The sequence below is a fragment of the Arthrobacter sp. OAP107 genome, from assembly GCF_040546765.1.
GTDB lineage: Bacteria > Actinomycetota > Actinomycetes > Actinomycetales > Micrococcaceae > Arthrobacter.
Genome location: NZ_JBEPOK010000001.1, coordinates 2,966,353 through 2,985,384, shown reverse-complemented (window position 1 = coordinate 2,985,384; position 19,032 = coordinate 2,966,353). Strand labels below are relative to the sequence as shown.

At 60.0% G+C, this 19,032-nt stretch carries 13 protein-coding genes and 2 pseudogenes; 3 read left to right on the top strand and 12 right to left on the bottom strand.

The features are described 5' to 3' along the window. Positions 1-144: 144 nt before the first annotated feature. A complete protein-coding gene (locus tag ABIE00_RS13810) occupies positions 145-777 on the top strand; it encodes a hypothetical protein (protein ID WP_354261127.1) in 633 nt (210 codons plus the stop codon). A gap of 309 nt (positions 778-1,086) precedes the next feature. Here ABIE00_RS13810 and ABIE00_RS13805 read toward each other — a convergent pair. From ABIE00_RS13805 to ABIE00_RS13790, 4 genes and pseudogenes are all read right to left on the bottom strand, one after another. Next, positions 1,087-2,246 (bottom strand): annotated as a pseudogene (locus ABIE00_RS13805) (amino acid permease); the annotation flags it as partial. 362 nt (positions 2,247-2,608) lie between these two features. Next, the gene (locus ABIE00_RS13800) at positions 2,609-3,898 is read right to left on the bottom strand and encodes a purine-cytosine permease family protein (protein WP_354261125.1); all 1,290 of its coding nucleotides are present in this window, start codon (positions 3,896-3,898) and stop codon (positions 2,609-2,611) included. Positions 3,899-4,053: 155 nt separating this feature from the next. Beyond that, positions 4,054-6,060, bottom strand: coding sequence for a hydantoinase B/oxoprolinase family protein (locus tag ABIE00_RS13795; RefSeq protein ID WP_354261123.1), 2,007 nt, complete (start codon positions 6,058-6,060; stop codon positions 4,054-4,056). Continuing rightward, the gene (locus ABIE00_RS13790; protein WP_354261121.1) at positions 6,057-8,117 is read right to left on the bottom strand and encodes a hydantoinase/oxoprolinase family protein; all 2,061 of its coding nucleotides are present in this window, start codon (positions 8,115-8,117) and stop codon (positions 6,057-6,059) included. Before ABIE00_RS13790 ends, ABIE00_RS13795 begins: the two co-directional genes overlap by 4 nt. A 355-nt stretch (positions 8,118-8,472) precedes the next feature. Here ABIE00_RS13790 and ABIE00_RS13785 point away from each other — a divergent pair, with 355 nt between their 5' ends. Both ABIE00_RS13785 and ABIE00_RS13780 read left to right on the top strand, forming a co-directional pair. After that, positions 8,473-10,389 carry a hybrid sensor histidine kinase/response regulator gene (locus ABIE00_RS13785; RefSeq protein WP_354261119.1) on the top strand — a complete coding sequence of 639 codons (1,917 nt, stop codon included), beginning with the start codon at positions 8,473-8,475 and terminating at the stop codon, positions 10,387-10,389. Then, the gene (locus ABIE00_RS13780; protein ID WP_354261117.1) at positions 10,386-11,024 is read left to right on the top strand and encodes a response regulator; all 639 of its coding nucleotides are present in this window, start codon (positions 10,386-10,388) and stop codon (positions 11,022-11,024) included. Before ABIE00_RS13785 ends, ABIE00_RS13780 begins: the two co-directional genes overlap by 4 nt. Positions 11,025-11,668: 644 nt before the next feature. On the opposite strand, the gene ABIE00_RS13775 is transcribed toward ABIE00_RS13780, so the two are convergent. The 8 genes and pseudogenes from ABIE00_RS13775 to ABIE00_RS13740 all read right to left on the bottom strand — a co-directional run bounded on the left by ABIE00_RS13775 (position 11,669) and on the right by ABIE00_RS13740 (position 18,953). Then, entirely contained in the window at positions 11,669-11,944 is a 276-nt protein-coding gene (locus ABIE00_RS13775; RefSeq protein WP_354261115.1) for a hypothetical protein, read from the bottom strand. Positions 11,945-12,471: 527 nt separating this feature from the next. After that, the gene (locus tag ABIE00_RS13770; protein WP_354263358.1) at positions 12,472-12,765 is read right to left on the bottom strand and encodes an ArsR/SmtB family transcription factor; all 294 of its coding nucleotides are present in this window, start codon (positions 12,763-12,765) and stop codon (positions 12,472-12,474) included. A 247-nt stretch (positions 12,766-13,012) separates the two neighbouring features. After that, a pseudogene (locus tag ABIE00_RS13765) lies at positions 13,013-13,198 on the bottom strand (inositol 2-dehydrogenase); the annotation flags it as partial. 169 nt (positions 13,199-13,367) lie between these two features. Beyond that, positions 13,368-14,333, bottom strand: coding sequence for a sugar phosphate isomerase/epimerase family protein (locus tag ABIE00_RS13760; protein ID WP_354261113.1), 966 nt, complete (start codon positions 14,331-14,333; stop codon positions 13,368-13,370). Positions 14,334-14,428: 95 nt separating this feature from the next. Beyond that, positions 14,429-15,223 (bottom strand): SDR family NAD(P)-dependent oxidoreductase, encoded by a 795-nt coding sequence (locus tag ABIE00_RS13755; protein ID WP_354261111.1) that lies wholly within the window; start codon positions 15,221-15,223, stop codon positions 14,429-14,431. A gap of 135 nt (positions 15,224-15,358) precedes the next feature. After that, positions 15,359-16,333, bottom strand: coding sequence for an alpha/beta fold hydrolase (locus ABIE00_RS13750; protein ID WP_354261109.1), 975 nt, complete (start codon positions 16,331-16,333; stop codon positions 15,359-15,361). Positions 16,334-16,434: 101 nt separating this feature from the next. After that, on the bottom strand, positions 16,435-17,526 hold the full coding sequence (locus ABIE00_RS13745) for an ABC transporter permease (protein WP_354261107.1): 1,092 nt from the start codon (positions 17,524-17,526) through the stop codon (positions 16,435-16,437). Continuing rightward, complete coding sequence (locus ABIE00_RS13740) at positions 17,523-18,953, bottom strand: sugar ABC transporter ATP-binding protein (RefSeq protein ID WP_354261105.1); 1,431 nt, start codon at positions 18,951-18,953, stop codon at positions 17,523-17,525. Before ABIE00_RS13740 ends, ABIE00_RS13745 begins: the two co-directional genes overlap by 4 nt. Positions 18,954-19,032: the final 79 nt, after the last annotated feature.

The following is a 19,032-nucleotide window of genomic DNA, read 5'->3' as shown; positions in this document are numbered from 1 at the left end:
TGCGCTGCCGGTGGCGCCGGACGGCATCGGCCTTTGGCGCAGGCGTGGCAGCAGTAGCGTTGGGTTCCCGGCCGGCTGAAGTCCGCGAACGCACGCAGTAGCGCAATCCTGGCGTTCACAACGCCGCAGACGACGAATGCCCCGGTGCACGAAGTGCAGAGCGGTGCCGGCGGTGATGAACGCAGTCATGATCCGGTGCGCAGGCAGAACATCGCTGCGGAAGTGCATATGCCAGCCGTCCCCGGCGTGGATCGTCACGCTGACCGGCTGGGTATGGACAGCCAGCAAGACGTTCAAATAGGCATCCCGCGCGTTCTCCTCTTCGAGATCGACCAGTCGTGCCCAGCGCGCGAGAAAGTCCTGCAACTCCGGCAAACCACGTTCCTGGACGTCCTTGTCGTCCAAGAACAACAACCCGCGTTCCCGGCCCATGTCGGCCGCAACGCGCATCGAGCCGGGAGGTTCTCGGAGAAGGTCAAGACCAAGGCGCACGCCATCGGACCCGTAAGGGTTTACATGCATACCGTCGCGAAGAAGACCGTGCTGAAGCTGATGTGCGTCCTGGGACTGGCCTGCAGGGGCCGGCGGAGGAAGCGCCACAACTCCTACCAGGACGAGCAGGGCAGGAGTTGCCCGGAACCTGCTAGACCGGGAGTTCGACGTCACCGCCTAGAACCAGAAGTGTGTTGCGCTGTGTTGCAGGATCTCTCAGACCACCAGGGCCTCTCATTTTCGCAACATGAGAGGCCCTGGTTTTATCGGTGCGGTCATTCGTAATTTTCGGTTGAGACGATCACACTGCGTTCAGCTCCGAGCCGATAATGATTCCCGAAGCCGGAAGTGCACCACGGTTCAACTTCGGGGGAACCAGTACTTACATGGCTCCCGCTGAATCGTGTCCGGGATTCGGCCTACGACAGGGCTTCAATTATTGGTGTCTATTTCCGGACGTGTTGAGGAGCCTCGTCGGACGAAAGGGTATACGAGCAACAGGGTTGCCAGGGCACCGAGACTGAGCCACACTTGGGCCGCATTGTCCGGGGTTAGGGCCATGAGGATCACGATGAGGGTGACCCCTGCAAGCACGACGATGTTGAGCCAGGGATGTAGCCACATCTTAAGCTTGAGCGCCTTTCGCTCGGTTTCGCTCATGCGGTTGCGCAGTCGCCACTGCGTTACAGCCACAAAGGCGTACACGAAGAGCGCCACGCAGCCTGCGGAATTCATAATGAAGTCGAAAATCATTTTGGGCGCGACGTAGTTCGCACCGATGGCCATGTAACCAACAACGGTGGACAGCAAGATTGCTTTCCACGGTACGCCGGCCCGGTTACGGTCCTCGACCCAGCGGGGTGCGTGGCCACGTTTTGAGAGAGCGAAAAGCATCCTGGATCCGGAGTAGAGGCCCGAGTTGAGGACTGACATCGCAGCGGTGAGTACTACAGCATTCATTACTTGGTCGGCTGCTGGCAGGCCAAAGCGACCGAATGCAAACGCAAATGGGCTTGTCTGTGAGGGAAGCTGGTCCCAGGGAACCATCATCAACAGGAGAGCGACCGAGCCGAGTAGAAGAAGAGGATACGCCAAACGATGGTGTTCGTTGCTTTCGCGACTGACCTAGCTGGTTGTTCTGACTCCGCCGCGGCCATCGTGACTATTTCCGTCCCGAAGTAACTGAAGATTACGACGGTTACTCCGCTGAAGACGGCCGTCCATCCGTGTGGCATGAAGCCGTGCGCTGTCAAGTTACTGATCGAGCCGGTCGAGTTTGGCAGCAGGCCCAGAACGTAGAGCGTTGCAAAGATAAGGAAGACAATAATGGTTGAAACTTTGATTGAGGCCAGCCAGAACTCTGTCTCGCCAAAAGATCGTAACGACAGGAGATTGCTAATCGTCAGCAGCAACATCCCGGCCAGCGCGAAGGTCCAGTCCGGCACTGTTGGGATCCATTCGTGCAGGATCCGCCCAACAATGACCGCCTCAAAGGCGACGACCCCGACCCAGAAATACCAATAGAGCCAACCGATGGTAAAACCGGCCCACTCGCCCAGTCCTTCCCGGGCATATTCCATAAAGGAGCCAACGACGGGACTGTGCGTAGACATCTCGCCCAGCATCCTCATAACGAGAATGACCAGTACGCCCCCGATGGCGTATGAGAGTAGCGCTGCAGGGCCCACCGCACGTATCACGGTTCCGGACCCGACGAATAGGCTGGCCCCGATTATTCCACCGAGGGCGATCATGGTGAGGTGCCGGGGTCGGAGGCTGCCATGGGCCGGGGACGACGGTGTCCCTTCGCCGGGCACTCCCTGGGCCTGGGCAGGTCTTGTAAATAGCTCAGAATTTTGCATCATGCGCATCTCTCATTTGTGGACGGTTCGCATATGGCGTGATGCCAACACGTTTCGTGACAGTGTGCATGACGACTTGGTTGAGACCTATGGATGGTCTGCATGCCTCCCCGGCGTGATTTTGTGCAGAGCGCACAGAAGGGCGTCTGACCGCAAAGGCCTTGACGCTTCCGGCCCGTTCGGCCGAACTCCACCGCACTACGTTGTACGGTGGAGTTCGCGTGCCCGTGACAGCAACGTTTCCGCTGAAGGGTTTACTGTCTGATGGCGGGATCCAAGTCCTCATCGACTGGATTGAGGGTTTCGCCTGAGCTGCTCATTTGTGGTGGAGACAGCTTATAGGCTCCGTAATAGACGCCCGCTGCCAAAGCCATGGTTATCAAAGGCGCGAGTTGGGCCACGAGGGGCCATATCGTTTGTTCCGTGAGGGCAATTCCGGCTGCTGAGGCGAGGACCCAGGCGGCTGCTCCGGGGCTGATTACTTTGAGGTTGGCAGGCCGAATGTCTGGGACGAGGTCCCGTTTTTTCCAGTTGAGGCCGATGAATACCAGTGCAATGGCCACCCAGGCTGTTACGAAAACGCCTTGCCACGCCAGTGCCTTGAGAAGGTAGCTCAGAACGTCGGTGAGCATCAGCAAGAACGCAAGTGCGCCGCACACGATGACCCAGACAGAGCGTGGCAGGTTGAGCCCGAAGACGCGGCTGGCGAAGGCTGAGAGGTTTTCTGACGCCAGAAAGTAGTTTGCCGTGTTTATGCGGGTCTGTGAGATGAGGATGACGAGCAGCCCGGCAAACCCAAGTGAAGAGATGAAGGCCTGGACCACGCCTGTTTCTGAGGCTTCGAGTTTCCAGGCGCTCATGATGTAGATGCCCACCAGGCCGTTGAGACCGAACGTGAAAGCGTAGAAGACCCAGCCGAATGTCACTGTCCCCAGGAACTTCTCGTCGCGTTGACGTCCTAATCTGGCGTAGTCGAAGGTGTACATCATCATGATGTAGACACCCATGTAGATAAGGTATGAGGTCAGCCAGCCGGGCAGTGCTGAGGAAGCGGCAGCAGCACCGATCCAGTCGGTGGGGACACCCTGGATCGTGGTGGAGGCCACCACGACGGCGATCAGCCCGGCAAGGTAGAGGGGCAGCAGCAGGCCGTTGAGCTTGTCCAGCCAGTTCTGAACGCCTCCCAGTGCTAAGGGAATCGCGTAGATGACCACGACGGCGTACCAGATGACGATGCTGCCGCCGACGTACTGCTGGAAGGCGACGGCGATGATGGAGCCTTCAAACACGGCGTAGTAGAGGGCCGTTGCCGCGAAGATCAATGACGCCAGCGCGGAGCCCACCAGACCGAAGAGCGTCCGTGAGAAGAGGCTGACGGTCAGTCCGGTGCGTGCGGCAAAACGGGAGAGCACCAGGTTGATGGCGCCGTACGTCATGATGGTCAGCACCATGCCGATGATGGTGTTGGCCACTCCGACCGCGCCGGCGGAGGCCACCGCGACGTAAATCCAGAACATGGCGGAGAACACTGCCCACCAGGCCATGGTCAACGACCATTTACCGGCCCGTTCAGTGGCAGGTAGAACGTAGTTTGAATAGGACAATTTCGTGCCTTTCAGGTCAGTTCAAGGGGATGTGGATACAACAGGGCCCGCCGACGCGATCAGCGCCGGCGGGCCCGGTGTTGGTCGGACTGCGTTTAGTGCCAGTAGGACGAGGAACGCTTTTCCATGCTCTTGCGGAACTCTGAAGTGGTCTCGGGGAACAGTTCCCCGGTGCCCCAGTCGAGAATGACGCCGTGGCGGCGGATGACATCGAGCATGTCGACCTCTCCGGCCCGGTACTTCTGCGCGACGACGGCCGGGTCGGCGGTCAGCCATGCGGGGCGGTCGGCGCGGATCTGCTGGCGCAGCTGGATGCTGGCCGCTTCGTCGACCTCGTACTGGTCCAGTTCGCGGTCGATTTCCCGGATGATGACGCCGTAGTCTTTGGCGGCCCGTTCGATGGATACGTACTCGTCGATGACATCTTCGAGGACTTCGTCGAAGGGGCGTTCGAGGGGATCACCGTAACCGCCACCGCCCGCGGACGGGCGTGTGAATGAGTCCCCGGAGTGCAGTGGAACCGCCGAAAAGTTGGAGCCGAGGAACGTCTCCTGGTGGGTGCCCTTGTTCATCCAGACGCCGTGCGGGATGGACGGGAGACCGCCTTCGATGCCCCAGGTAATGGAGCGCGCCCGGTCGCAGCAGTAGCTCACCACGGTGTTTGTCGCGTCAACCAGGGTGCCGCCTTTTTCGATGCCGAGGCCGCCGCGGAACCTGCCTGGACCGCCGGAGTCAGTGCCGATCTGGTGCACGGTGGTCAGGACCGGCGACAGCCGCTCCTGGCCTTCGATGGGCTGGACCGCCAGCCCAGGGCCAAAGACCGGGGCCGTGGCGCTGGACCCGTCTTTGGAGGCCCTGCCGCCCCATCCGCCGGCCATCCAGTCGTACCACATGAAGTAGGGGCTATCGTCGGTGCGCCCGTCACGGCCGCCCACCAGGAGGTACTCGAGGTTGAAGGCGCACGCCATGGCCCGCTCGGGCATGATCTGGGACCACAGCTCGAAGATCCCGTTCATCAGTTTTTCGTAGGGACCGGAGCAGAAACCGGTGACCGCGTACGGCCAACCCGCGTTGACCACCGTGCCCTCCGGCCCGATTTCGGCGTCGACGGCTGCGTAGAACCCGGAGTTCAGCGGAACGTCGGGGAAGAACGTCTTGGTGCCGGCGTAAATGGCTGAGTGGGTGGTGCCGTAGCCGGAGTTAAGAAAAGTTTCGACGGCAGGCGCGGAACCGGTCAGGTCATAATGGACGCCCTTGCCGTCCAGCGTCAGCTTGATCCTGATGGGAACCAGTCCCTCGCCCTTGCCCGGGTCGAAATCGATGTAATCGGTGGTCTCCCACACTCCCTGGGGCAGGGATTGCAGGCGCCGGAGGACGATCCGTTCGACGTAGTCCTGGGTTTCCTGCATGGCGGCGACCACGGTCGACTTGGAGTATTTGTCCACCAGCCGGAGGACTTCACGCTCGCACACGGCTGTCGCTTCCGATTGGGCATGGAGGTCCCCCATTGCCTGGCCCGGTGCCCGGGTGTTGGAGACCAGGAGCTGGGCGACGTCGTGAAGGAAGACACCCTTGCTCCAAATTCGGACGGGGGTGATCCGCAGACCTTCGCCGAAGTGCTCCTTGGCGTTGACGTCGAACGAACCGGGGACATTGCCGCCGATGTCAGCCCAGTGGCCCTTGTTTTGCGCGAAGGCGATGATTTCTCCCCCGGCGAAAATCGGCCGGATGAAGCTGACGTCGTTAAAGTGTGTACCGCCCCGGTACGGGTCGTTGATGGCGAACACATCGCCGGGGTGGATGTCGTCTTTGAATTCGTCGATGACGGCCTTGCACTGGAAGTGCAGGGTACCAACGTGGACGGCGATGTCACCGCTGCCCTGCATAACGGTGTTTCCGTTCGCATCGCAGAGGGCCGAGGAGAAGTCCCGGGAGTAGATGACGAAGGAGTAGCAGGTCCGGAGAATTTGCTCGCTCATCAGGTCGACGCTGGTGACGAAGGCGTTCTTGAGTACCTCGAAGGTCACGGGGTCAAGGCCTGATGCCTGTCGTGCACCGGTGTGCGCGACGTGGAGTTCTGGCATGGTGATCACGTCGGTCATGGTTGGGCTTCCTGCTCGTCTTTGAACTCTGTGAGGTGGATTCGGATGTTAAGCCATTCGTCGATTTCGGCGGTGGTCCGCGGAGGCACGACGGTCGTGGAGTCAAGCTGGTCGATGATGGCCGGGCCATTGAATGTTGCGCCGGCACCGAGCTTGGTGCGGTCATAGACGGGAGTGTCGATCCAGCCGTCCGTGCCGAAGTACACCGGCCGGACCGACTCAGGTTCGCCTGGCTCCGAGACCCGTTCCGTCGCGGGTGCGAAGGATGGCTTGGGCGTTTTGCCGATCGCGGACAGCTGAAGCTGGTAGATCTCCACGGGCTGGTCATCCTGGCGGAACGCGAATTCGCGCTCGTGTTGCTGGTGGAAGCTCTGAATGGCTTCTTCCAAGGCGCCGGGGCCGGTTCCCATATTCACGGCCAGCGAACGCCACTGTCCCTGGTAGCGCATGGAGATGATCCGCTGCAGGACAGAGTTCTCCTCGGCTACGCCTTCGTGGCGGAGCCGGGCGGTGGCTTCAGTTTCCAGAGCCCTGTATTTGCTCTCCAGGTCTTCAGGATCTGCATCGGCGGCGACCGCGGTGTACATCGCGGACAGGTCATGCCTGATGTCCACCAAAAGGCAGCCCAGTGCGGAGGTGACGCCGGGATTGGGTGGCACCACGACCGTGGGAATGTTCAGTTCCCGTGCGACCTCTGCTCCGTGCAGGGCGCCAGCGCCGCCAAAGGCGATCAGCGCGAAGTCGCGGGGGTCGTAGCCGCGGCGGATTGAGATGAGGCGAACGGCATCGGCCATGTTGGCGTTTGCCACCTGGAGGATAGCGTGGGCGGCCTCCGCCTCGCTCATCTCGAGCGGTTCGGCAATGGCACGCTTAATCGCTGCCTGGGAAAGTCCGCGATCAAGCGTCTTGGCGCCGCCGGCCAAGGTGGATCCGAGCCTGTTCAGGACCACGTTGGCGTCGCAGTTGGTCGGCTCCTGACCACCCATGTTGTAGCAGGCAGGCCCGGGGTCGGCGCCCGCGGACTGCGGACCGTTCCGCAGTGAACCGGCAATGTCAATGTGCGCAATCGACCCGCCGCCGGCGCCGATGGTCAGGACCTCGATGCTGGGGAAGACGATGGGGTGGCCATATTCGACCTGCCATTCCTTGGTGATGCGGAGTTCACCATCGGAGACCAGGGCAATGTCGGTAGAGGTGCCACCCATGTCCAGGCCCACCGCGTTTTCAAAGCCACACTGCTGGGCGACGTGCTTCGCCGCAATGGCACCAGCCGCAATGCCTGACGCTGCCAGACGAACCGGGTAACGCTTAACCATGCGCGGGGTCATAGATCCGCCACCGGAATGCAGGAGCAGCAGGTCTCCCTCGTAACCGCCGTCTTTGAGCTCATCGGCCAGTCGGCTGACGTAGCCGGAGACCAGGGGTCCCAGGACGGCGTTGGAGACGGCAGTGTTGAACCGGTCGTGCTCGAAAATTTCAGGCAGGATCTCGGCGGACGTGGAAACAGTGGCTTCCGGAAGCTCCTCTTCCAGAATTTTCCGCATCCGGATCTCGTGCTCGGCATTCGCGTAGGAGTTGATGAAACAGACCGCGACGGTCGTGACACCTCGTTTGCGGAGCACCGCGGCAAGGCGGCGGGCTTCTTCTTCGTCCAGGGGAGTGACGATGTTGCCCGCGTAATCGATCCGCTCGGCCACCTCGAACCTGTCGCGGCGGCGGATGTAGGGGCCGCTTACGTCGTTGTATGCGTCCCAAAGGTCATCTTTCGTACCGTCTCGAATCTCGATGACATCCCGGAACCCCCTTGTCGTGACCATGGCTGCCGGGGGAAAGTTTCGCGTAATGAGGGCGTTCGTTGCTACCGTGGTGCCGTGTGAGAACAGCGACACGTCTGCAAGGTTGACCTCGGCGCGTTCCACGCCGCTCAGGATCGCCAGCATGGGGTCAGCCGGAGTTGATGGGACTTTGGTGACACGCATGCGTTGTGTTTCTTCGTCGAAAATGCAGACGTCAGTAAATGTGCCCCCGACGTCGACGGCGACTCTAACATTGGACATCTTTGTCCCTCCAGGATGCTTCAGAAGTAGTGACTGGTTGACCCGCCCCTCCAGGTCTTGTCATTCCTAATTCTTTAGCTGATCCATATGACACACATCGGCCGGTTGGAGCCCCAAAGGAATGATCTTTTTCTGACCAAAAGGATGATGCGGTTGAGGCCGCGTCTTAATTCCGGTCTGACATGCCCGCGTCGTTGCGGGCACCTCGTATCGCTGGAACTGATTGCCTCCGCACAGGTAGTTGCGGCGCAGGGGCTTCCGTCCAGTCGTGCCCAATCATGCACTCGTGACATTCAGGCCCGCCCCGCTGCGCCGCGCCTGCTCATGCCCGATGCCGTTGTGAAAGACTATTGCCGTGAGTTCCGCAGAAGCCCTCAAGCGACTGAAACATGGCGCCTTCGACGCGGCGCCGCTGGCGACTGCCATCTTCCGCAGGGAGACCTCCGAACGGCTTGTGTTTCTCGGGGGCAACAGCGAATTTGGTGCGCTCGTCCAGGGCAACGCTGATCCCAACCAAGGCACGGAGGGGGAGCTCGGGCCGGCCCTTACCCGGCGGCTAGCCGCCGCACTTTCCACTACGTCCGACCCTGCCACCGTGGCCGTCCACCAAGGTGATCATCTTGAAGCCTTCCGTCCGCGGGTCAAGCCGTTCCGTGTGGCAGGGGACCCGGCTGAATACTTGGTAGTCCAATTGACGGCGCTTACCGAGCAAAACTCTGCGGAAGGTGATCTGCACTCAACGATCCGGCAACTCAAAGATCTTCTGGATAACTCGACTGCACTGATGTACATCAAGGACCTTGACGGGCGGTACCTCATCGCCAACCACTACTACGCACAACGCTTTGGCGTCAGCGCAGAATCAATCATTGGTCTTACCGATTACGATCTGTTCGCCAAACCGGTCGCAGACAACTACACCAAGAACGACGATCTGGTGATCAGAACCTCCACCTCTATCGAAGTCGAGGAACCTCTTGCGACCATCGGCGACCTGACTGCCCCGGACGAAGACAGCCGCTGGCTCTCCATCAAATTCCCTCTCCTCGACGATGCGGGCAACCCCTACGCTCTCGGCGGGATCTCCACTGACATCACCGACCGCAAGGTCGCCGAGAGGGCAGCCCGCGATGCAATGCATGAGGCAGAACGTGCCAACCGGTCAAAGAACGAATTTTTGTCCAGAATGAGCCATGAGCTGCGGACGCCGTTGAACGCCATCCTTGGTTTCGCCCAGCTGCTTCAAAACCTTCCACTCAGCCCTACGGCAGCCGAAAGTGCCGGTCATATTCTCGACGCCGGCAACCATCTGCTGTCACTGGTAAACGACGTACTGGACATCACCTGGATCGAAGCCGGGGCTCCCGGCATCGCCACCGCACCTGTGCCTGCCATTGAATCCATACACCAAGCCCTCCAGCTCATGCGCCCGATTGCGGCTGCGGAGGACATCGAAATCGCTAGCGATCTCCATGGCGCCCTCCACCGCCACGTTCTAGCTGACACACAGAGGCTCCGGCAAGTCTTCCTCAATCTGCTCGGAAATGCCGTGAAGTTCAACAGCGCGCAGGGTGTAGTCCGGGTCTGGTGCGAACTCGGAGAGGATTCCCTTCGTTTCTTTATCATGGACACAGGTCCCGGGATGACCGAAGCCGACGTCCAGCGACTGTTCACACCCTTCGTGCGACTACCCCAGTCCGCCCAGGTCGAAGGGTCTGGCTTGGGGCTTGCACTGTCCAGGAAGCTTGTCGAAGAAATGGGAGGTGTTCTGGGCATCGAACACACCGCTCCCGGCGAGGGCTCGACGTTTTTTGTTGAGATGCCACTTGCGTCGGCTCCAGAAGATGATGCCATAGCGCCCATGATGGGTGCAGGAATCTCAACCAACCCCAGTGGAGGCGATGCTGCTATCCTCCACATTGAAGACACGCACGCAAACATTCGCTTGGTGGAAAACATCATTGCGGGGATGGGTGGGCTAAGTCTCACCTCCGTAACCAGCGGCAAATCGGGAATTGCTCTGGCACAAACAGTGTCGCCCCAACTCATCCTGCTCGACCTGAACCTCTCCGACATGTCTGGGGTCGACGTCGTGAAACAGCTGCAGCAGGACGAGCGCACAAGGCAGATCCCGGTCATCATTATCTCGGCAGATGCCACTCCTGCCCGCATCGCAGAGCTGCGCGGTCTAGGCATCTTGGATTACCTCACCAAGCCTTTCGAAATCGACCATTTCGCGCGCACGATACGCAACGCATTGGCGCTGCCGTGAAGATCATCAACGTATTCATTGCTGACGACCACCCCGTCTACCGGGAAGGCCTCGCCCAGAATTGGGAGGGCGTGCCGCAGATCAACGTCATAGGCTCGGCTGGGGATGGCAAAAGTGCCCTCGCGGCCATCCGGCAGTTGAAACCCGACGTGGCCGTCATGGACCTGAAACTGCCCGAACTCGATGGCATGCAGGTCCTGGAGTTGCTGTTCGCGGAGGACTCGCCCACCAGTATCCTCGTGCTAACCGCCTACATGGACAGCACAACGGTCTACAGGGCATTGACTCATGGGGCTAGAGGATTCCTCGAGAAGGCAGCATCGCTTAGTGAGATCACGGAAGCCGTCCTGCAGGTTGGCGCCGGCGGAACCATCATCGCCCCCTTCGCTCAGGAAGTTCTTGCCCGGGAACTCCGTACTCGCCGGGAGACGACCGAAAAACCAATCCTCACCTCCCGCGAAGTCGAAATCCTCCGCCTAGCGGCCGATGGGTACTCCGGCCAAAAGATCGCCAGCGAACTTCGTATCTCCCTAACGACTGTCAAAACTCATTTACAGCACATCTATGACAAACTCGACGTTTCTGACCGGGCCTCCGCCGTCGCGCAAGCCATACGCCGCGGCTTCCTTCGCTGATAGTTACAAGTTGGGGGAGCAAGTCCGGTGCTGGCAACGTCTGTGCCTGGCACTCGAGCACTCAAATGCCGATATTCGGCGTTCGTCATTCTGACCGAAGCCCCATGCAATCTCGGGTTCTCTCGTAGGGGATCAAGTTTTCGGGTTTAGGCGTCGATAGCACCTCTGGAAGCCAAGACCGGTCGGCGGCCGCTGCACCGCGGAGCCAGCGTCAAGTCATGCGTGCTTCCGTTCGTACGTTCATGAATGTCTGAAGGAGGTGAAACGCCATGATTCCTGCTGGATCCGGGCCTGAGACGTACCCCGAGCGTCCGTGCTGGATCAGGCTGTTTGCAGAGCCCGGGCCATCCGGCAGGGGCGTGGAGACAGTGGGCGGTCTGAGGCCCGGCAGCGCGCGCCTCAATCGACGGTCCTCAGACTGGCAAAAAAGAGGGTGTGGACACTGTCCACACCTTGGGCTTCGGTTTCGGTTGTACCGGCTTCGGACTGGGCCGGATTGGGGATGTTTTCGAAAGAGTGGCGGATTACAAGGGGGAGGGGCTGGTTCGAGTCCCACCTCGGGCACGTGTTTTCCCTGTTCAGGGGCTTTTTAGCCTCTGACTGTGGACAAATTGTGTTGTGAAGGGCCCCTTCGGGGGCCTTTTTCATTGGTGGCCGGGTGCCTCCTTACTTGCCTCGCTGAGCGGTCCCCTGTCGTTCGTTACCTGTTCATGGACAGCCGTGGCCTGGGCAACATGACCTGAGAAAAATCTGGCCCGATCTTCTTTTCCGCGTTCTTGGTGGTTCACTGGGTTCCTCCTCTCCGGTTCGTGGTGTCTTCCTGCTTCTTCATCGTTACCTCCGGCGTCGACTGCATGACGTTTGTGAATTTTGGCGAAATTTCCTGAAGCGACGTGCCGGCTGCGCTGTTTGTTCTTCATACCTGTTCATTTCCTCCGCACGGGACAACAGCATGACGCCCGGGGTTGAAGCGCCCCATCCCGAGCGGTGGTGCCTGCTGCCCGGCTGGTTGTTCATATCCCTTCATTGCCCATGCCGTGCACAGCAGCATGACCGAAGTCGACGAGAGCTCATGTGTCTGCAGAGGGCTCCGGTGATGGCCGATGAGGTGCGGGCGTACCGTGATGGGCACGCCCCGCTCTACGCGGGCACGGTAGTCCGGGTGTCGCAAGTCGGTGAAGCCGGACAGCGCGCCCGTGGATTGATGGACGTCCTGGCGTACGAGTGGGGGCCGAGTATGCCCGCCAGTGTGTAGCCCTCAGGGCACCCCTAGCGGGCCTTAAACAGGGCAGGGCATGTCGCTGTCGAGAGGGCAGTATTCGCGCCGATTTTTAGCAGGGGAGTAGCTGTGAGGTGTCGCATTCAAGGACCGCATATGCAACGCGTTCGCGACACGATGCGGCTTCGGCACAGTCCGTGCCCCGGTACGGGCTCCTTCCAGCGAGGGTTACGACCGGTGGAGTTCGGTCTTCCGGGGTCCTCGATGGCCGGCGTTGAGGCCTCGAGACTCCTCGGAGAAGCCGGCGAGGGCCGCCATCATGGCGGCCCTTGCCTTGTCTTCGAGTTCGTAAACGGACTTTCTGCCTTCTCTGTGGGATTTCACTAGGCGATGGCTTTTTAGGGCGGCCAGATGGTTGGAGATATAAGGCTGGGACAAGCCGAGCATGGATGCAATCTCTGTTGGGCCCTGAGGGGCGGAGTACAGGAGAGCAATTATCCGTTGCCGGGTCTCGCTTTCCATCACCGGCGCAACCACCTGTCTCATCCCGCTAGCCCGCGGCTTCGATTGCGGCGCGGCCTCTGAGCTCGTAGAGCTCGACTATTCGTCCAAAGGCCAGTACACCGACCCTGCCGGCCCATTGGGCCCAGTCCGTGAGCAGTGACTCGGCAACGTCCCGGTTTTCTGCAAGGACGTCGCCCAGTTCTGTGGAGTCCTTGCCGAGGTTGTACAGCTCCCACGGGCCCGAGAAGGTGCGGACCAGTTTCCAGTTGTTCGGGGCTCCGTCGGCGCTGGTCATCGCCACAGCGCCGGCGATGCCTTCGATGGCAGCCCGCGCGCGGGCGAGGTCGACGTCGACGACGGCGGCCACTTCGGCGCCGTGGACGCGCGTGTTGGGCCGCTTGACACCCATGCCGCCTGCACCGATGGCGGCGACACAAAGTTTTCTGGTCATTGTTGTGTCCTTTGGTCTGGTTGAAACGTGTGTCGGGGTTGCGGGAACCAGCGGCAATCTCCTTGTCCTTGTGGTTATCGGTGCCGGAGCAATTAACTGGACATCAGAGAGAAACGCACAGGCGACCCCTCCTCGTGCCACAGGACAAACCCGTACAGTTGCGCTGGAATCAGATGCGAGCCGGAGCCCAGTCTGGCTGGTCACGGAGAATGACGTTCTTCAGCAGGGCAGCGGATCTCGCCACGCCTTCACGTGAGCCAACAAGGATGTCCTCGTGCTCGATGTTGAGTGGACCGTCGTATCCAACTGAGCGCAGTTGGTAAACGAAGTCGGCCCAGAAGTTGGCACCGCCCGGGTGACCCAAACCCAACGTGACATAGTTCCACGAGCGGTCCCGGGCGTCCGCAGGGGAAAGCGTATCCAAGACGCCGTTAACCCCTGATTTGCTGCGATTGATGACAGCGTCCTTGGCATGTACATGGAATATCGATGACCCCAGAGCATGGATGACTTCGGAAATGTCAGCGCCCATCCACATCAGATGAGACGGATCCAGGTTGCAGCCCACAACTTCGTTGTCGACAGCTTCACGCAGACGGAGCATCGTTGCGACATTGAACACGAGCTGGCTGCCAATCATTTCGACTGCGAGCCGAACGCCCCGTTTTTTTGAAAATTCCGCGAGATCTTCCCAGTATGGGATTGCTACCTCGTTCCACTGGTAATCGAGGATCTGAAGGGTTTCGGGCGGCCAGGAGGTCGTGATCCAGTTGGGGCTGAAGTCGCCTCGTGCCCCGGGAAGCCCGGATGTCAGGACGACTGTGGGCACCCCCAGTTCGCCGGCGACGGTGATCGTATCCCGGACAACCTGATCGTGTTTGGGGCCAGAGACGGGATGCAGTTGATTTCCGTTCGCATTCAGCGCGCTCAGGCTCAGCCCTCGGGAAGTTACTGCCTTAAGGAGGTGTCCTCTGGCACTCGCGCTCGACAGGAGGTCGGCCAGATCGGCGTGGGGTGACTCAGACCAGTTTCCTGTCGCAATTTCGACTGTCTCGACCTCCAGCTCTGCTGCGAGGTCGAGCGCTTTCTCAAGGGGGAGGCTTCCGAGTGAATCGGTGATAAGCCCGAGTTGCATGTTTAGTCCAATCATGTGTGGGGTGATGGATTGGCCGGAAACGAGGAGCGGGATGTCCCGGCCAATCCGCCACGACAGGGGAGAATCCCCGGGAATCAGAGTGTCTTGATGAGACCGCCGTCAATCAGGAAGTCGGAACCGTTCACGTTGGAGATCAGTGCACCGGACAGAATCGCAGCAAGTGCGGCGACTTCGCTGGCTTCGGTGAACCTTCCTGTAGTGAAGCCACCCTGGGCGTCAACGACACTCTTCTTTGCGACATCGGCTTCCAGTCCTGTGGCGGAGGAGATGGTGTGGACGATTCCTTCGTCGCCAAACCACATGTCCGTGGCGACGGGCCCTGGGCTGATCGTATTGAAGCGAATGCCACGGGGTCCGAATTCCTTGGACAAGGCCTTGGACAAGTTGGTCAGTGCGGCCTTCGCCACCGAATAGTCCGCGACACCGGGATCGGGAAGAAACGCGTTTACGGAGCTGATGGAGATCACGCTTCCTGCCCCGCGTTCAAGCAGAAGCGGCAAAGCGGCGCGAATAGTCCGCAGGGCTGTCTTGAAGTTGACTGAGTAGGTCTCGTCGAACTCGGCTTCGGATATTGCCAGGAAGCCGTCCATCCGGGGAGTCACTGCACCCACGTTGTTGACCAGGATGTCGAGGCCACCCAGTTCAGCTGCGCGGTCGATAAGCCTCTGCACAGCACCCTCTTCAAGGAGGTCGCCGGCAACGGTGACGATTCGGCCCTTTCCTGCGGCTTCCAGATAGTCCGAGGGGAAACTGCGGGCCCCCGCGACAACGGTGGCACCTTCATTCGCCAAAGCGGACACAATCTCGCGGCCAATGCCCCGGCTCGCGCCCGTTACGACGGCAATCTTGCCGGTCAAGTTCAAATCCATTGGTTCCCTTTTTTCTGGTACTTGCTTACTTTTGGTTCTGCTCCACGACCGCTGCGGAGGCCACGCGTTCCGCCCTGGAGCTGTGCCTCTGCTGTGATCAGAAGGGGGCTGCTCTGGGAACAATAATTTTCTGTATCAGGCTGCCCAAAACTTAAGAATCTGCTCTACGAACTCTTCCGGTGCTTCCTCCGGAATGTGGTGACCGATGCCCTCAAAAATGTGATTCGTCACGTCGCTGCTGAACTGCTGCATGGTGTTGAAGAGGTTGTCGCGGTCGGCGTAGCCACCTCCCAGAGTCAACACCGGCATGGGCAGCTTCTTCTTGCTGCGTTCCAGGCTGGCAGCACGCCCAGCGGGGCTGAAGATTTCGCGGTAATACATCAGACCTGCCCTGGCTGCCCCTACTTTGCTGAAAACCCTCAGGTATTCTTCGAAGGCGTCGTCGTCGATGGCCCAGGTTCGAGCGAGTTTGGACGGTCCAAAAAACCAGCCAAGGAATTCCCGTTCACGTCCATGGATCAGGGCCTCGGGGAGCCCATCGAGTCGGTTGAAGTAGAAGTGCCACTGCCTGTTGACGCCCTCCATGGCCGGGTAGTCGCCGACGGGAAGCGGCGAAATGCCTGGTATGTGAGCATCCGAGGCAACAAAGCGCTTCACGTCCGCCGGGTACTCGATTGCGTGAGTGAAGCCGATCCATGTACCCACATCGTGGGAGACGATGTCGATGCCTTCCGCGCCAACCAGCCCAAGTTGATGCAGGAAAACATGTACGTCCCGTGCGGTCGTCGCCATGTCATAACCTTCAGAAGGGATATCGCTGTCGCCGAAACCGCGGGGATCGATGGCGTAAACCTTGCGTCCCCGCTCGACCAGCAGCGGGATAACATGTCGCCAGGCGTACCAGCTCTGCGGCCAGCCTGGGATGAGAACTACGGGCTCTCCTTCACCCGCCACTACGTAGTGGATGCGCACGCCTTCGTCAACGGGGACCAGACCGTGCTGCAGACCCTGGATCTGAGAACCGCGGCTGCCTGCTGGGGCAGGTGACGGGGGAGTAGGCGCTCCATACCTCTTGGCATATACCGAACGGAGATCGAGTTGAGACGTCATGGTGTTCCTTCCTGGCTGCGGACGCGGTGCTCATAAGCGATTGCTATTTGCTCCCGGCCGCGCCGGCTTTGAATGATCTTGTGGGGACGGGGCTTGGCGAACTATTTGAGAACGCCGTAGAGAGTTACTGCTCCAAGGAGGAGGAGCCCGAAAAGCGGCGCTGATTTCAGGACGCGTTGGCGGCGGGTGTCACCGTCAGCAGGACGGTTTACCGACACGACGATGACGATGATCAGGCCCGTGACCATCAGGTTCGTCCACTGATTGACGTTGAGAAGGTTCAGCAGATTAGACACCAGGGCCATGATCACAACACCGATGAGTGTGCCGAAGATGTTGCCGCGTCCACCGGCCAGCAGAGTCCCGCCGACAACGACAGCTGCAATGGCACTGAGCTCATAACCGCTCGCGAAGTTGGGGTCGGCGGTATTAAGCTGGGCCATGCCTAGCACACCCGCAAGAGCCGCAAGCACGCTGCTGATCACATAAACCCCGATACGGTAGCCGCGTACATTAATGCCTGCACCGTATGCGGCCTCCTCATTACCACCCACGGCGTAGAGACTGCGCCCGAACGTAGTGCCACTAAGACCCAGTTGCCCCACGATGACCACGACGGCCAAGATCACGATTGGCACGGGGATGCCCAGAACGAGGCCGGTGGAAAACCACGAGAGCCCCGGGGCAGTGACAGGTAGCGGCGATGCATTAGTCAGTTCAAAAGCCACTCCCTTTGCCATGGTCATTGTCGCCAGCGTGACAATGAAGGGCTGCAGGTTTGAAAAGGAAACCCCAATTCCGTTCACGACGCCGAAAAACACCCCGGTAAGCAATGCGGCCACAAGGACAGCCGGCAGTCCCCACGCCTGATACAGCGAACCGACTACGGCAGAGGCCGAAGCGACTTGCGCAACCGAGAGATCGATGCCACCCCTGCCCGACAGAACTACCAGCGTCTGTCCGACTGCCAGCAGTCCGATCACGGCGCCGAGGCGCAGGACATTCGAGAAGTTCGTCGCGGTGAGAAAAGCGGGCGACAGGATTGAACCTACGATGATGAGCAGAACCAATACCGGCAGCATTCCGCTTACGGAGAGGACGCGGCGGAGCCGGTCATTGGTGTGGTTGCCGGCCTTTGAGGTGTCCTTGGGCCGGGACTTGCCCGACGTGGTCGGGGTTATTGTCTGTGTCATTTTGATGCTCCAATTGCGAGCTGAAGGATTGTTTGTTCGCTGGCTTCAGCGGTGGCGATTTCACCTACGAGACGACCTGCCCGCATCACCAGAACTCGGTCGCAGATGCCCAGCAGCTCTGGGAGTTCGGATGAAATCACCAGCGCAGCGGCTCCATTTGCGGTGAAGCGGCCAATGTTCTGATAGATCTCTGCTTTCGCGCCGACATCAATTCCTCGGGTCGGTTCGTCCAGGATGTAGACCCGGGGATTCGAACAGAACCAGCGTCCGAGCACGACCTTCTGTTGGTTGCCGCCACTTAGGGATCCCACGGCGGTGTCCACACTGGGTGCCTTGATGTTCACCTGCTGGGCAATTGACTCGCAAAGTTTGCGGATCCTGCGTCGTGATAGCCAGGACATCTTGCTCATTTGCTTCAGATGCGGAAGGACGATGTTGTGGGAGACGGGGAAGTTGAGTACCAGGGCTTGGCTCTTGCGTTCCTCGGGAACGAGGGCGAGCCCAGCTTTTATGGCGTCCTTGGGTCTGCGGATCCTGACTTCTTTTCCGTCGATTCGGACAGACCCCTTATCGATCCTGTCCAGGCCGAACAGGGAACGCGCCACTTCCGTTCGGCCGGCCCCTACGAGTCCGGCCAGTCCCACGATTTCCCCCGCCCGCAGGCTGAGGCTTATATCCTGGAAGCTGCCCTTCCTGGACAGTCCCTCGACTTCGAGGACCTTCTTTTCTCCAATGACCCGCTCTTGTCGCGTGTCAAAGAACCTCTCAACAGACCTGCCGACCATTGCTTGAACGAGATCGTCTTCTGTGGTGCCGGCCAATGGCATGCGTGCCACAGACTGGCCATCACGCATGACGGTGATGCTGTCGGCGACGTGCTCCAGTTCGGGGAGACGGTGGCTGACGTACAGGACAGCGGCTCCTTCGGCCTCAAGCTGCTGCACTACGGCGATCAGTCGTTCGACTTCTGGCTCTGTCAGTGTTGCGGTGGGTTCATCCAGGATGAAAATCCGGCCGCCTGTGGAGATTCCACGGGCGATCATCGCCATCTGTTTCACGGCAGGGCGAAGGTCTCGGAGCAAGGAGCGCGGGTCGACGTTTTCCAGGCCCAGGCGCGCAAGGAGTGCTTCGGAACGCGTCAGGAGATCTCGCTGTTGAACAAACGGGCCGGTGTGGGGCAGTTTGCCAAGGAAGATGTTCTCCGCGACGTTCCGGTCCTCGGCAAGGGAGATTTCCTGCGGCACGAGGTGGATCCCGTGGCGGAGGGCGTCCGCTGGGCTGCGTAGGATAACGGGTTGTCCATCGATTAGCACTTCGCCGGCATCCGGCCGGACGAGGCCTGCTATGACTTTGATGAGCGTTGACTTACCTGCCCCGTTTTCACCAACCAGGGCGTGGCCGCGGCCGCGATGAATGTCCAGATCCACGTCGGCCAGGGCTTTGACTCCGGGGTAGCTCTTGCTGATGCCCCTTAGTGACAGGATGGGCTTTTGGGTCTCAAGGGTA